Here is a 13548-nt window from a genome sequence, read left to right as displayed (position 1 = left end):
CTGTTCCGGAACTGAGCCATTCAGCAGCGGGGCTGTGTAAGCCCTGCTGCGGCGAAAGTCCGACGATGAGGGGCCATCCGAGATGCCCCCGGGTGTGCGTCAGCTGCCCGCGCGGCGGCCGCCGATGGCGCTGATCGACAGGTGGGTTTCGCCCGGCGCACTGCGGCGCGCGGCTGCGCGCCAGGCGTGGCCATAGGACACTTCAATCGTCAAAGGGATGACGCCTTCGGCGTTGCGCTGGGTTTCCAATGCCGCGCGCAGGCGAGCCAGCCAATCGCGTCCCACCAGCCCTTTGCGGCGGCCGTTCGCAGGGTTGCCGCCCAGCGCGCGCACGTCTTGCAGCAGGCGTTCGGGGGTGCGATAAGTGAGCGTCAGGGTTTCCTGATCCATCACGGGGTCGGAAAAACCGTTCTCGACCAATAGGTCTCCGAAGTCATGCATGTCCACAAACGAGGGCGTTGCGGTGCGCAGGCCGGCATCGTCCAGCGCTTGACGCAGCTCGCGCAGGGTCGCAGGGCCGAGACAGGAAAACATCGCCAGTCCGCCCACCTTCAGTATGCGGCGCCACTCGGCGAGCACGGCATGCGGCGCCGGGTGCCAATGCATGGCCAGATTGGACCAGACTAAATCCAGTGATTCCGGTGGCAGGCCTGTGTCGGCGAGATCGGCGCACAGGAAACGCGGGCCGTTCTGGCCACGGCCGATCAGTTTCCCGAGCCAATGGCCCACGCCTGCTGCGGCATAGCGCTCACGCGCATGGGCGAGCAGCGTTTCGCTGATGTCCAGGCCCTGGTAGGCGGCATCGGGATAACGTTCCCGCAGCAGAGGCACATTGTCCCCGGCCCCGCAGCCGGCATCGAGCAGGGCCTCGGGTTGCAGGCGAATGTATTGCAGGCGGCCCAGCATGCGGCGGGCGACTTCGCCATAGAGAAATTGTGCGTCGGCCAAGTCGCCGCGGCGTGAAAACTGTCGTGCGACGTGCACGGGGTCCAGCGGCAAGGTCGGAGGGGTGGCAGGTGTGGGGTGTGACATGAATGTCGCGCTGCTGCGTGGCAGCGCAGGAAAAGCATGGTGTGATAGCAGCCCTTGCGACTTGCATGAGCCCGAATGCTATCCATTATGGCCGATTCGCATTTTCTCTTCCGCCTGAGGGGTGTTACCCGGCAGATGTTGTCGCAGGTGGCGACGAATTGTCCTCTATGTGAGGGTCGGGCGGCTGGGGGCGGGCTATGTGCCGGTTGTCGCGATGATATTACGCACACGATGCGAATGGGGGGATACCGATGCACGCGCTGTGCGCAGCGCATGATGTTCGGCGGGCAGGCCTGCCAGGGCTGCACCGATATGCGCCCGGTTTTTACGCAAGCCATCGCTGCGTTCGATTATGAGCCGCCGTTCGACAGCTTGATCGGCCGTTACAAGGCGGAGCATCGGTTCGGGCTGAGTACGGCCCTGGCGCAACTGCTGGCCCAGGCTGTGGCACGCGCCGGCGGGATAGCCCGGACTGGGCCGGGATCGGCGCTTTGCCTTGCAGAGCAGGGGCAGGGAAGCGGGTCGTACGCATTAAAGGCGAATACGGTCTTGATCCCGATTCCCTCCAGCGGCGCCTCACTGCGTCGGCGAGGCTTCAATCCCGCCGCCGAGTTGGCCGCGAGCTTGGGGGCTTGTCTGCAATTACCTGTTCGGCGCGGGGTCTTGCGCCGTCTGCGCGAGGGCCCGCGTCAGGCATTCAGCGGCCGTCTGGCGCGCCAGCGAGGGGCTCAAGGGTTATTCGCCTGCATCGCGCCTGTTCAGGGCTTGTCTATCGGGCTGGTCGATGACGTGATGACGACGGGCAGTACGGTCAATGCTGCGGCACATGCGCTGCTCCACGCCGGGGCCGCGGACGTCGCGGTGCTGGTGGCGGCACGCACGCCGGTGCGGGATCGCCATGCCTAGTGCGTTGTGGCGGCTGGTTTTCCGCAATTTTCGCAGCGTAGACGAGCTCCCTGGCAAAATAGCGTCTTCGCGTGCCGCGTGTGCTGGTGCGCCAGGATGATATTCATGTTTCACGTCGTACTCGTTTGCCCTGAGATTCCCCCCAATACCGGTAACGTCATTCGGTTGTGCGCCAATACCGGGGCGCAACTGCACTTGGTGCGGCCGCTGGGATTTGAGCTGGACGACACGCGCCTGCGGCGCGCGGGGCTGGATTATCACGAGTGGCAGCCTGTGCAGGTCCATGACACGCTGGCGCAGGCGCTGGCCGCCACGGGTGCGCAGCCCGATCACTGCTATGCCATGACCACGCGCGCAACGCATAACGTGTCAGAGGTGGCATTCGTGCCGGGCGATGTCTTTGTGTTTGGCCGCGAGACGGCTGGGCTGTCTGCCGAGCACATGGCCATGTTTGCGTCGTCGCAACAGATCCGTTTGCCTATGCGCGAGGGGCAGCGTAGTCTGAACCTGTCCAACGCGGTGGCGATTACGGTGTACGAGGCATGGCGGCAGAACGGCTACGCAGGCGGATCGTAGCCTCAGCGCGATGTCGTACGTGGTCCGGGATCGCGCCATGTGGGGATGGTCGGCGGCACGATGGGGTCACCATGTGCCGGGTGTGCCATTATCGTAGTGCTTCGCCTTCGTGACTGGCCCTTCAATCCAGCGATAATCCCAGCCGCTTGATCACCGCATTCCAGCGCGTTTGATCTTTTTGAATGCGATCGGTCAACTCGGCCGGCGTGGAAGGGGCAGGCGTGAAATATTGCTGCGTCAGTTGTTTACGCACCGCGTCGCTGTTGATGATCTGCGCCAACTCCTTGTTCAGGCGTTCCACAATCGGAGCCGGCGTGCCGGCGGGGGCGAAGATGGCGTTCCACGAGATGGCTTCAAAGCCCGGATAGCCCTGTTTGTCCATGGTGGGAACACCTGCCAGGGACTCACTGGGCTGCAGGCTGGTGATGGCCAGGGCTTTGACTTTGCCGCTTTGGACTTGCGGCATCGCGATGGCAGGCACCATGAATCCAGCCTGGACATCACCGGCGATGATGGCACTGATGATCTGCGGAAAGCCCGAATAGGGAATGTGCACGAGGTCGATGTTTGCCTCGCTTTTGAACATTTCCATGGCCAGATGCGCAGAGCTGCCGGGGCCGACGGAACCGTAGTTCAACGCGCCCTTGCGCTCGCGCGCCAGTTTGACGAAATCCGCGACATTCGCGACGGGTAATGTTCCCGGGACCGTCAGCACATTGGGGCTGGTGGCGACCAGTGTGATGGGCTGCAGGTCTTTGAGCGGGTCGTAGCCGAGGGTTTTCTTGTACAGCTCGGGGGCGGTGACCATCGGGCCGTTGATGGTGTAGACCAAGGTATAGCCATCGGGCGTGGCCTTGGCGACCATGCGGGTACCGATGTTGCCGCCCGCGCCGGGTTTATTGTCGATGACGACGGGCTGGCCCAGTGCCTGTGACAGCGGCTCGGAAATGGTCCGCGCCAGCAGGTCCGGCGATGAGCCCGGCGGAAAGGGCACCACCATGTGGATGGGCCGCTCAGGCCAATCGGCCATGGCAGTTGTGGGGAGCAGGGCGGCAGTCAGTAGCAGGGGCAGGCAGCGCAGCAGAGCGCCTGCGCGAAATGGGCGGGCAAATGACATGGTGAACTCGATGGCTTGTCTCGATGTTGATATGGTTTTGTGGGGCGTATTGTGAGGGATATGTTGGCGCGGCGGTAGGGGGATCAGGGGGCCTGGAGTGCACGAGGATCAGATCGGCGCTGACGTCAAAAATTTATGTGTGTCAGGACGGTCGATGCATGTTGACGCTGTGCTGACCATGCATCGAATCACGCCTGAGCTAAATTTCCAGTCGCGCCTCGCGTGCCAGGAGCGCGGATACCGCGGTCACCGGGGCGACGCCCTCGAACAGTACGGCGCAGACCGCCTCGGTAATGGGCAATTCCACACCCAGTGTGCGAGCGCGTTGCAGCGCTGCGCGCGCGCAGCGTACGCCCTCTGCGGTGATGCCGCTGGCCAGAATATCGGTCAATTTACGCCCGGCGCCGATTTCCAGGCCGACACGGCGGTTGCGCGATAGCTCGCCGGTGGCGGTCAGGACCAGGTCTCCCAGGCCGGTCAGGCCGGCAAAGGTTTCGGCCTGAGCGCCCAGCGCGACACCAAAACGGCTCATTTCCGCCAGCCCGCGCGTGATCAGCGCCGCGCGGGCATTGGTGCCCAGGGCCAGGCCATCGGAAATACCGCAGGCCACCGCGATCACATTTTTCAAGGCGCCGCCGACCTCCACACCTGCAACGTCGGTGCTGGCGTAGACGCGTACGGCGCCGCCATGCAGGGCGGTGGTCGTGGCGGTGCGCACACTCTCGTGTTCGCTGGCGATGGTGAGGGCAACTGGCAGACCTTGCGCGACCTCGCGCGCGAACGAGGGGCCGGACAGGACGCCGCCGGGGATGCTCGTATCGCTCAAGGCTTCGGCCACGATCTCATGCGGCAGGCGAGCCGTGTCGGCTTCGAAGCCTTTACAAGTCCAGACCACGGGGGTGTGCGCCAAGCCCAATGCGGGCAAGCGGGTTGCCAAGTCACGGCAAATCGCATCCAGGCCCGCGACAGGCACGCCCAGAATGATCAAGGTCTGCGACGGCGCAGCGGACAAAGGCGCGAGGGCCTCTGTCAGATCACTGGTGATGCCCAGGGTGTTGGGCAGCGCGACGTCTGGCAGATAGCGTGTGTTCTCGTGGGATTTTGCCATCGCATCGGCCTGCGCGGCATCTCGTGCCCACAGCATCGTGCGATGGCGGCGGCTGGCCGCAGCAGCCAGCGCCGTGCCCCAGCTGCCCGCGCCGAGAACGGCAATGTTCAAAGGAGCGGGCGCTTGGGTCATACGTGCGAACGCAGTCGATTACTGGCGAGTCGCGCCGGGCGGCAGGATGATGCCCGAGTCTGCGCCGTTGGTGTTGCCTTCCTGTTGCTGGGCCAACTCAGCCAGGCGTTGCTCGTACAGCGCCTGGAAATTGACTTCGGCCAGATGCAGTGCCGGCAGCGAAGTGCGGGTGATGGCATCGGCAATGTTGGCGCGCAGATACGGATACAGCATGGTGGGGCAAACGATGCCCAACAGCGGGTCCATCTGTTCGGCAGGAATATTGGCCAATTCGAAAATGCCGGCTTGCGTGCCTTCGACCAGGTACAAGACCTTGTCATTGACGCGGGTCGTCACGGTGGCCGTCACGGTGGATTCGAAAATCGATTCGGCCAGGCGCTGGCCGCCGACGTTGATGCTGACTTCGACCTGCGGCTGCTCTTGTTCCAGGAACACGTGAGGCGCATTGGGCATTTCCAGCGACAGGTCTTTCAGGTAGACGCGTTGCAGATTGAACGCAGGCGATTCGCCGCCTGCCTGCTGGTTGTTTTGATCCTGTTCAGCCATGAGAATTTCCGGGTTGTAGGTGGGCAAAAATAAAAAGCGGGCGGCGCGGCGGACCGTCAGCCGTTGAGCAGTGGCAACAAGCCGCCTGAGCGGTCCAGCGCGATCAGGTCGTCGCAGCCGCCAACGTGTTTGTCGCCGATAAAGATCTGCGGCACGGTGCGACGGCCTGTGCGTTCAATCATGACGTCGCGCTGGGCCGGATCTTGATCAATGCGGATGATGTCCAGATCGGTGACGCCACGCTCGGTCAAAAGCGCCTTGGCGCGCGCGCAATAGGGACAATAATCCTTTGAGTACATGACAACTTTATTCATGCCGGGGCTCCAGATCAGGGTTTCTGAGTGACGGGCAGGCCGGCCGAGGACCAGGCACGCATGCCGCCTTCGAGCACGGACACTTCGGCAAAACCCTGTGTGCGCAGGCGGGCGGCGATGCGATTTGAGTCGCGGCCGGTCTCGCAAACCAGCAACAGCGGCTTGTTTTTAGGCAGGGCGCTGGCTTTTTGCTCGACTTCGGCGGCCGGCAAGCTACGTGCCTGGGCGATGTGGCCCGCGCGGAATTGCTCGGTCGGCCGAACATCCACCCAGACGCCTTGGCGCTGGTTGATCAATTGAATGGCTTCGGCGGTGCTGAGGCCATTGCCGCCTCGGCCCTTGCGCAGCGCCGGGACGGCGAGCATGATGCCCGACACCAGCACCACGGCGACGATGAAGATGTTTTCTTTAGCTACCAAGAATTGCAGAAGATCCACAGAGGTTCCTGAAAGGGGGACAAGCTTGCACAATACGCATCGCTCGTCTGGACACGGCGGCCTGATTCGGACCCGCATCATACTGGGTTAACTGCGGTCAGGTCGAAATGCCTGCCGCTTACGGTAAGAAACCCAGAGTTGCCGGGAAAAACCAGGAGCAAAATCGCTCAATTATAAAATGAGCGCATTCGTCAACTTCAAGCCAGCCCTCGGGCGGCCCAAAACCATGTACAAACTCGTTCTGATGCGTCACGGCGAAAGCCAATGGAATCTGGAAAACCGCTTCACGGGATGGACCGATGTCGATCTGACCGACACCGGCCGCGAACAGGCCCGCAAGGCAGGTGAGCTGCTCAAAAAAGAGGGCTACGAATTTGATCTGGCCTACACCTCGGTGCTCAAGCGCGCGATCCGCACGCTCTGGATCGCACTGGACGCCATGGATGCGATGTACACCCCCGTGGGAATCAGCTGGCGCCTGAACGAACGCCACTACGGTAACCTGCAAGGCTTGAACAAGGCCGAAACCGCCGCCAAATACGGCGATGAGCAAGTCTTGATCTGGCGCCGTGCCTACGCGATCGCCCCCGAGCCCCTGGCGCTGGACGACAAGCGTCATCCTCGTTTTGACGGTCGGTATGCCAAAATCCCGGCTGATCAGTTGCCCGCGACCGAATGCCTGCAAGACACCGTCGCCCGCGTGTTGCCGTTCTGGAATGATTCCATCGCACCGGCGATCCGCGCCGGCCGCCGAGTGCTGGTGGCGGCCCACGGCAACAGCCTGCGTGCCTTGATCAAGCACCTGGATAATATTTCTGATGACGACATCGTGAGCCTGAATATTCCTACTGGTCAGCCCCTCGTTTACGAGTTGGATGCAGACCTGCGCCCGATCCGCCATTATTATCTGGGCGATGCAGCGGAAATCGAAGCCGCGATGGCCGCGGTTGCCGCCCAAGGCAAGGCGAAAAAGGACTGATTCATGCGGTTTGTGGCAGGTTTGCTGTTGACGGTGGCTGTGGCGGCGACGCCATGGCCCGGTGTTGCGGCGTCGTCGGACCTGGCAGACCGCCAGTCCGATGCCGAGCGGCAGCAAGCCGAGCTGCGTGAGCGTATCGATACCCTGCAGAAATCGCTCGAGGATCGAGAAGCCGCACGCAGCGAAGCCGCCGACGCGCTAAAAGCGTCAGAATCGGCGATTTCGCGCATCAACCGCCGGTTGCGCGATCTGGCTGCTGACAATGACCGGGCCGAGGCCGACTTGGCTGGTCTTGAAAAACAGATCGCTGCGCAACAGCAAGCGTTGCAGCGCAAACGTACCGAATTGGGCGATCAATTACGCACCCAGTACACCAGCGGCCTATCTCCGTGGACCGCGTTACTGTCGGGCGATGATCCGCAGCAACTAGGCCGCAATCTGAGTTATTTGGGCTATGTTTCGCGCGACCGGGCGGAAACGGTACAGGCACTGCGGCGTGATCTGGATCGTTTGGCCGAACTGCAGGGACAGGCAGACGCGCGTCGTGCAGAGATTCAACGCACGGTCGCTGAAACCTCTGAGCAAAAGGCTGAGTTGGTCAAACAGCAGTCCGAGCGTGCAACGTTGTTGGCCCAATTGGAAGGGCAGATCGCTGCGCAACGCGCTGAGGCACGCAAATTGGGGCGTGATGACAGCCGCCTGTCGATGCTGATCGTCGATCTGGAAAAAGCCATCGCCGAGCAGGCCGAGGCCGCGCGTCGCGCCGAAGAGGCCCGGCAGCGCGCCGAGGCCGTCCGCCGTGCGCAAGAGGCGCGTCTGGCCGAGGAGGCACGAGTCAAAGCCGAGGCCGCTCGCGCCAAGGCCGAGGCCGAACGCCAGGCCGCCATGGCTCGCGCCGCCGAGGCGGCAAAAGCCGAGCAAGCGGCCAAAACAGAGCAGGTCCGGGCTGCCGCTCAAGCCAAGCGCGATGAAGCGGCGCGTGATGCGGCGCGAGCACGTGAACAGGTCGAGGCCGCTCGCGAACGCGAGCGTGCTGCCAGCGAGCGTCAACGCGGCGCGGTGGCACTGGGCGATTGGGATGCGTTGAGCCCGGCGACCCAAGGTGATGTGAGAGTGAGTCAGCCACAACCGGCCCCGCGAGCAGAGCCTCCGGCACGCGCGGCTGCTCCGGCGTCACCGCCCTCGAATCGTCAGACGGACGACGAAGCCGACGGCGATGAGGCGTCTACGCAACAAACTGCGCGCCGCGCCGCGCCGCCGCCTAGTACGGCAAATGGTCTGCGCCACGGATTGACGGCGCCTGTCCGTGGTACGGTACAGGGTCGTTTCGGGGTGGATCGTCCCGATGGCGGCGTGTGGCGGGGCATCGTGCTGCGTACGGCTGCAGGCACCCCGGTCAAGGTCGTCGCCCCCGGCACGGTCGTTTACGCGAGTTGGCTGCGGGGTTTCGGCAACTTGATCATTGTTGATCATGGCAAGCAATATATGACGGTATATGCCTACAACCAGAGTTTGCTCAAGCAGGTTGGGGACACCGTAGCGGCCGGCGAGGCCATCGCTACGGTAGGCTCCACCGGCGGGCAGGTGGAATCGGGCCTATACTTTGAGATTCGATATCGAGGCACCCCGGTGGATCCGGCCCAGTGGTTGGCCTTATAACCTCCGGCTCAAAATCAGGAAGTGTGCATGGGCACTCGCAAGTTTCGCGGTTTAGGTTTGATGGCTACTGGTGTGGTGGCGGGCGTTCTGCTCAGCGTAGGTGTGACAGCACTGGCGCAGCGAGGCAGTCCTCTGCCGCTGGACGAGCTTCGGCAGCTCAGCAATGTGTTTGCCGCCATCAAAAACAACTACGTCGAGGCGGTCGACGACAAGACGCTGATTGATAACGCCATCTCGGGCATGGTGTCCAATCTGGACCCCCATTCCGCCTATCTGGATGCGGACGCATTTAAAGAAATGCAGAGCACCACGCAAGGCGAGTTTGGTGGTCTCGGCATCGAAGTCGGCGCAGAAGACGGTTTCGTCAAAGTCATCTCGCCCATCGAAGACACCCCAGCCGCGCGGGCTGGCGTGATGGCTGGCGATCTGATCATCAAGATCGACGATACGCCCACCAAAGGCATGACCTTGAATGACGCCGTCAAGCTCATGCGCGGTGCGCCGAAAACGCCTATCACGCTGACTTTGGTGCGGGCTGATAATCCGCAGCCTATTGTTGTGAAGATCATTCGCGACATCATCAAGGTGCGCAGCGTGCGCAGCAAGATGCTCGACGGTGGCGTGGGTTATATCCGTATCGCGCAATTCCAGGAAAAAACCGGCGCCGATCTCGCGCGTCACCTGAAAGACATGGGCGCAAAAGGCGCGCCCAAGGGCCTGGTGCTGGATCTGCGTAACGATCCGGGCGGACTGCTGACCAGTGCGATTGGTGTAGCGGCCGCGTTCCTGCCGCCCGATGTGCTCGTGGTATCCACCGACGGCCGTACGCCGGATTCCAAGCATAAATATCTGGCGACGCCCGCGGAGTATGCGCGTGGCGAGGGCAACTATCTGTCGGATCTGCCCGGCTGGGTCAAGACTGTGCCGATGGTCGTGCTGGTGAACGTCGGTTCGGCCTCGGCGTCGGAAATCGTGGCGGGCGCGCTGCAAGACTACAAGCGCGCCAAGGTGCTGGGCAACCGTACGTTCGGCAAGGGCTCGGTGCAGATCATTCTGCCGCTCAGCCAGGACACGGGCGTCAAGCTTACGACCTCTCGTTATTTCACGCCCAAAGGGCGCTCCATCCAGGCAACCGGCATCGAGCCTGATTATGTCGTGGCCGATACCGCGGATGGCGACTTGTTCCGCCTGCCGCGCGAGGCCGATCTGCAGCGGCATTTGTCGAATAACCAGAGCGACGAAATCAAATCTCTGCCGGGCGCGGACGAGTCTACGCCGGTCGGCAAGGTATTCGAGTTCGGCGGCAAAGACGACTTCCAACTGCAGCAGGCGCAAAATGTATTGGCAGGCAAGCCCGTACAAAAAGGCTCGGCCCGCGCACAGGCACAGGCCAACGCCAAACCTGCCGTCAATGGCGACACAGAGCGCCTGACGATCACGCCGTCTGGAGTGCAACCCGCCAAGAACAAATGAACGACCAGCAGTTATTGCGTTACGCCCGGCATATCTTGCTAGATGAGCTGGGCATCGAGGGCCAGGAAAAATTCCTGGCGGCTCGAGTGCTGGTGGTGGGCGCGGGCGGGCTCGGCTCTCCCGCGGCCTTGTATTTGACGACGGCGGGGGTAGGCGACATCACCCTGGCGGATGACGATATCGTCGAGCTGAGCAATCTGCAGCGCCAGATTCTGCACGGCGAGGCGAGCGTCGGGCGGCCTAAAGCCGAATCGGGCCGCGATACGCTGGCGGCCTTCAATCCCGAGACGCATGTGACCGCGCGCGTTGAGCGCCTGGACGGCCTGGCTCTGGATGAGGCCGTCGCGGCTGTGGATCTGGTGCTGGACTGCACCGACAACTTCAGTACACGGCACGCGATCAATCGTGCCTGTGTGCATCATCGCAAACCGCTGGTGTCCGGGGCGGCAATCCGTTTCGATGGCCAGGTCAGCGTGTACGATCTGCGTCGCGATGATGCGCCGTGCTATCACTGCCTGTTTCCCGAGGCCGATGACGTCGAGGCCGTGAATTGTGCGACGACTGGGGTTTTCGCCCCGCTCGTGGGCATCATAGGCGCCATGCAGGCGGCGGAGGCCCTCAAGCTATTGGCTGGCATCGGCGAGAGCCTGTCGGGCCGATTGCTGTGGTTGGACGTGCGTACCATGCAATGGCGCAGCGTCAACGTGCACCGTGATCCTGAATGCGCGGTCTGCGGGCACCGCGACGCTAATGTTCAGAACGCGGCTTGAGCGGTCCCTAGATACGGTTTTCCTGGCGGCTCCTTGTAGTCATTCTCGGTGTCGGGCTGAATGGCTTAAAAGTTTTCATATAACCTGATAAATAATCTACAATGGTCACATGCTGACCAAATCCACCACTCTCACTGAGCAGGTCGCCGGCCAACTGTCGGCCGACATTGCCGCAGGCGTTTACCCCGTAGGGGCCAAGTTGCCCACGGGCAAGGCGCTCGCGCAGCTGTACGGGGTCAGTGCTGCGGTGATTCGCGAGGCGACCGAGCGGCTGCGCGCTCAGGGGCTGGTCGAAAGCCGCCAGGGTGCGGGCTGTACGGTGATATCGCGCACAGTCAGCCGGGGCTTTCAAGTGCCTGGCCGTTCATCGCTCCGCCGCGACGAGCTGGCCAGCGTCTACGAACTGCGTATGGAGCTCGAGGGCGGCGCTGCGGCCTTGGCCGCGATGCGTCGCACGGATGCCGATCTGGCGGAGATGGCCCGTTGTCTAGAACATCTGCAAAGCCATCTGCATCATCCCGAACAGGCTGTCGAGCAAGACATCGCTTTTCACGCGGCGATTGCGGTGGCCACGCATAACGCTTATTACCAGCAACTGCTGCAGTATCTGAATCTGCAAGTGCGCGAGGCGGTACGCATGGCACGCGACAATACATTGCAGCATCAATCTGAACGTATTGTCGACGTGCACCAAGAGCACGTCGACGTATACGAGGCTATTGCGGCCCGCGACGCCGTCGCTGCCCGGCAGACTGCCGTGCGGCATTTGCAGCGCGCCGCCGCGCGTTTGCAGTTGGACTTTTCGGCTGTTGATGGCGCGTTGGTGCCGGCTGCAATGACGCCTGCCGACCTGGGCGCGCGCATTACGAAAACCGTGCGGACAACCTAGCTCATTTTTCGATTCTTCGATTTCTGCATCTTCTGCCTGAACACTTATGACTACTTCCGATTTTGCGCAGCGCCTGGTTCAAGCCCTGGGCCCCGATACGGTATTGACCGCAGCCGATGACATCGCACCGTGGCTGTCAGATTGGCGTGGCCTTTATAACGGGCAGGCCCAGGCCGTCGTACGTCCACGTACCACTGAAGAGGTCGCGCGATGCCTCGCGTTATGCCAACAGGCCGGCGTACCTGTTGTGCCGCGCGGTGGCAATACCGGTCTGTGCGGAGGTGCGACGCCGGACCAGGCGCCCGCCAATGTGGTGCTCTCGCTGGATCGCATGAATGCCGTGCGTTCGATCGATACGATCGCCAATACGATGGTGGCTGAGGCGGGATGCATTCTGGGTAATCTGCGCCGTGCTGCCGAGGATGTGAACCGCATGCTGCCTCTCAGCTTGGCCGCAGAGGATTCTTGCCAGATCGGCGGAAACGTCTCGACCAACGCAGGTGGCGTCAACGTCGTACGCTATGGCATGACGCGTGAGCTGGTCTTGGGTATCGAGGCGGTGTTGCCGACAGGCGAGATCTTTCATGGCCTGCGTACGCTGCGTAAGGACAATACGGGTTATGACCTCAAGCAATTGTTGATCGGCGCTGAGGGCACGCTCGGTGTGATCACCGCTGTGGCATTACGCTTGTTTCCTCGCAATAGTGTGCGTTCCGTGGTGCTGGCGGCAGTGCAATCTCCTGAACAGGCCCTGCAATTGGCTGAGCTGGTCAACGAGCAATGTGGCCCGCGTCTGCAGGCCTACGAGTTTTTCACGGGTGATTGTGTTGACTTGGTGTTGACGCATGCTCAAGGCGTGCAAGAGCCTTTTGCACAGCGTTATCCCGGCTATGTGTTGATGGAGTTGGCTGACACGGCCGATGAGGAGGCACTGAATGCGCTGTTGGAAAACGTGATGGGCGCTGCGTTGGAACGCGAGTTATGTCTGGATGCTGCTGTCTCGACCTCGTTGGCGCAATTGCAGGCGCTGTGGAAATTACGCGAAGAAATCTCCGAGGCCCAGCGTGCCGATGGGCCCCATCTCAAGCACGATATTTCGTTGCCGATCGAACAGATTCCGGCGTTCATGCAGACTGCCGAGCAGCGTGTCCGTGCGGCTTATCCGGATATTCGGCCGTTTATCTTCGGGCATTTCGGCGACGGCAATCTGCACTACAACCTCTCGCGTCCGGCGGGTGCTCCGCGTGAGTGGGCGGCTCAGCAGGGCGATGCGGTGACAGATATCGTGCTGGATGAAGTGAATCGCTATGGCGGCAGCATCAGTGCTGAACACGGCATCGGTCAACTCAAGCGCGATCATTTCCTGCATAGCAAAGATCCGTTGGAGCTGCGGTTGATGCGTGAGATCAAACGGGTTTTTGATCCTGCGGGGATTTTGAATCCTGGGAAGTTGCTGTAGGCTGAATGTGGTTGTGCGTCATGCGGAATTGACGGTGTTTTGTGGGGCGTCTTTGTTGAGCGCCGGATGTGGTTGTTTGGAGGGTGTGGTTCTATTGACGTCGTGGCGGGGCGGTAAGCGTGTGGGGGCNNCGCGTGGTCGGTCGGACGCC

General features: G+C 62.1%; 14 protein-coding genes. 8 read left to right on the top strand and 6 right to left on the bottom strand.

Annotated elements, in window-relative coordinates; genetic code table 11:
• Nucleotides 1-99: 99 nt before the first annotated feature.
• A complete protein-coding gene (locus ACNA0I_RS21830; RefSeq protein ID WP_415808128.1) occupies nt 100-1032 on the bottom strand; it encodes a methyltransferase domain-containing protein in 933 nt (310 codons plus the stop codon).
• Nucleotides 1033-1344: 312 nt separating this feature from the next.
• Between ACNA0I_RS21830 and ACNA0I_RS21825 the strand changes: the two genes are divergently transcribed.
• The gene (locus tag ACNA0I_RS21825) at nt 1345-1938 is read left to right on the top strand and encodes a ComF family protein (protein WP_415808127.1); all 594 of its coding nucleotides are present in this window, start codon (nt 1345-1347) and stop codon (nt 1936-1938) included.
• Between the two features lie 105 nt (nt 1939-2043).
• On the top strand, nt 2044-2514 hold the full coding sequence (locus tag ACNA0I_RS21820; protein WP_415808126.1) for a tRNA (cytidine(34)-2'-O)-methyltransferase: 471 nt from the start codon (nt 2044-2046) through the stop codon (nt 2512-2514).
• A gap of 121 nt (nt 2515-2635) precedes the next feature.
• On the opposite strand, the gene ACNA0I_RS21815 is transcribed toward ACNA0I_RS21820, so the two are convergent.
• The 5 genes from ACNA0I_RS21815 to ACNA0I_RS21795 all read right to left on the bottom strand — a co-directional run bounded on the left by ACNA0I_RS21815 (nt 2636) and on the right by ACNA0I_RS21795 (nt 6168).
• Nucleotides 2636-3631, bottom strand: a complete 996-nt coding sequence (locus tag ACNA0I_RS21815; RefSeq protein WP_415808125.1) for a Bug family tripartite tricarboxylate transporter substrate binding protein — start codon at nt 3629-3631, stop codon at nt 2636-2638.
• Nucleotides 3632-3830: 199 nt separating this feature from the next.
• Nucleotides 3831-4871 carry an NAD(P)H-dependent glycerol-3-phosphate dehydrogenase gene (locus tag ACNA0I_RS21810; RefSeq protein WP_415808124.1) on the bottom strand — a complete coding sequence of 347 codons (1041 nt, stop codon included), beginning with the start codon at nt 4869-4871 and terminating at the stop codon, nt 3831-3833.
• An 18-nt stretch (nt 4872-4889) separates the two neighbouring features.
• Nucleotides 4890-5417: a protein-export chaperone SecB gene (gene secB / locus ACNA0I_RS21805; protein ID WP_415808123.1), complete on the bottom strand. Its 528-nt coding sequence runs from the start codon at nt 5415-5417 to the stop codon at nt 4890-4892.
• A 56-nt stretch (nt 5418-5473) separates the two neighbouring features.
• On the bottom strand, nt 5474-5731 hold the full coding sequence (grxC, locus tag ACNA0I_RS21800; RefSeq protein WP_094824231.1) for a glutaredoxin 3: 258 nt from the start codon (nt 5729-5731) through the stop codon (nt 5474-5476).
• 14 nt (nt 5732-5745) lie between these two features.
• Complete coding sequence (locus ACNA0I_RS21795; protein ID WP_415808122.1) at nt 5746-6168, bottom strand: rhodanese-like domain-containing protein; 423 nt, start codon at nt 6166-6168, stop codon at nt 5746-5748.
• A 226-nt stretch (nt 6169-6394) separates the two neighbouring features.
• Between ACNA0I_RS21795 and gpmA the strand changes: the two genes are divergently transcribed.
• From gpmA to ACNA0I_RS21765, 6 genes are all read left to right on the top strand, one after another.
• Nucleotides 6395-7147 carry a 2,3-diphosphoglycerate-dependent phosphoglycerate mutase gene (gpmA, locus tag ACNA0I_RS21790; RefSeq protein ID WP_415808176.1) on the top strand — a complete coding sequence of 251 codons (753 nt, stop codon included), beginning with the start codon at nt 6395-6397 and terminating at the stop codon, nt 7145-7147.
• 3 nt (nt 7148-7150) lie between these two features.
• Complete coding sequence (locus ACNA0I_RS21785) at nt 7151-8806, top strand: murein hydrolase activator EnvC family protein (protein WP_415808121.1); 1656 nt, start codon at nt 7151-7153, stop codon at nt 8804-8806.
• A gap of 27 nt (nt 8807-8833) precedes the next feature.
• Nucleotides 8834-10279, top strand: a complete 1446-nt coding sequence (locus ACNA0I_RS21780) for a S41 family peptidase (RefSeq protein WP_415808120.1) — start codon at nt 8834-8836, stop codon at nt 10277-10279.
• Entirely contained in the window at nt 10276-11049 is a 774-nt protein-coding gene (locus ACNA0I_RS21775) for a HesA/MoeB/ThiF family protein (RefSeq protein WP_415808119.1), read from the top strand. The genes ACNA0I_RS21780 and ACNA0I_RS21775 overlap by 4 nt, the downstream gene beginning before the upstream one ends.
• A 109-nt stretch (nt 11050-11158) precedes the next feature.
• Nucleotides 11159-11938: a FadR/GntR family transcriptional regulator gene (locus tag ACNA0I_RS21770; protein ID WP_415808118.1), complete on the top strand. Its 780-nt coding sequence runs from the start codon at nt 11159-11161 to the stop codon at nt 11936-11938.
• A 46-nt stretch (nt 11939-11984) separates the two neighbouring features.
• Nucleotides 11985-13397 carry an FAD-binding oxidoreductase gene (locus ACNA0I_RS21765; protein WP_415808117.1) on the top strand — a complete coding sequence of 471 codons (1413 nt, stop codon included), beginning with the start codon at nt 11985-11987 and terminating at the stop codon, nt 13395-13397.
• Nucleotides 13398-13548 lie beyond the last annotated feature (151 nt).

The sequence above is a fragment of the Bordetella muralis genome, assembly GCF_965139205.1.
Lineage (GTDB): Bacteria > Pseudomonadota > Gammaproteobacteria > Burkholderiales > Burkholderiaceae_B > Bordetella_A > Bordetella_A muralis.
This window is presented reverse-complemented; position numbering and strand designations above follow the sequence as displayed.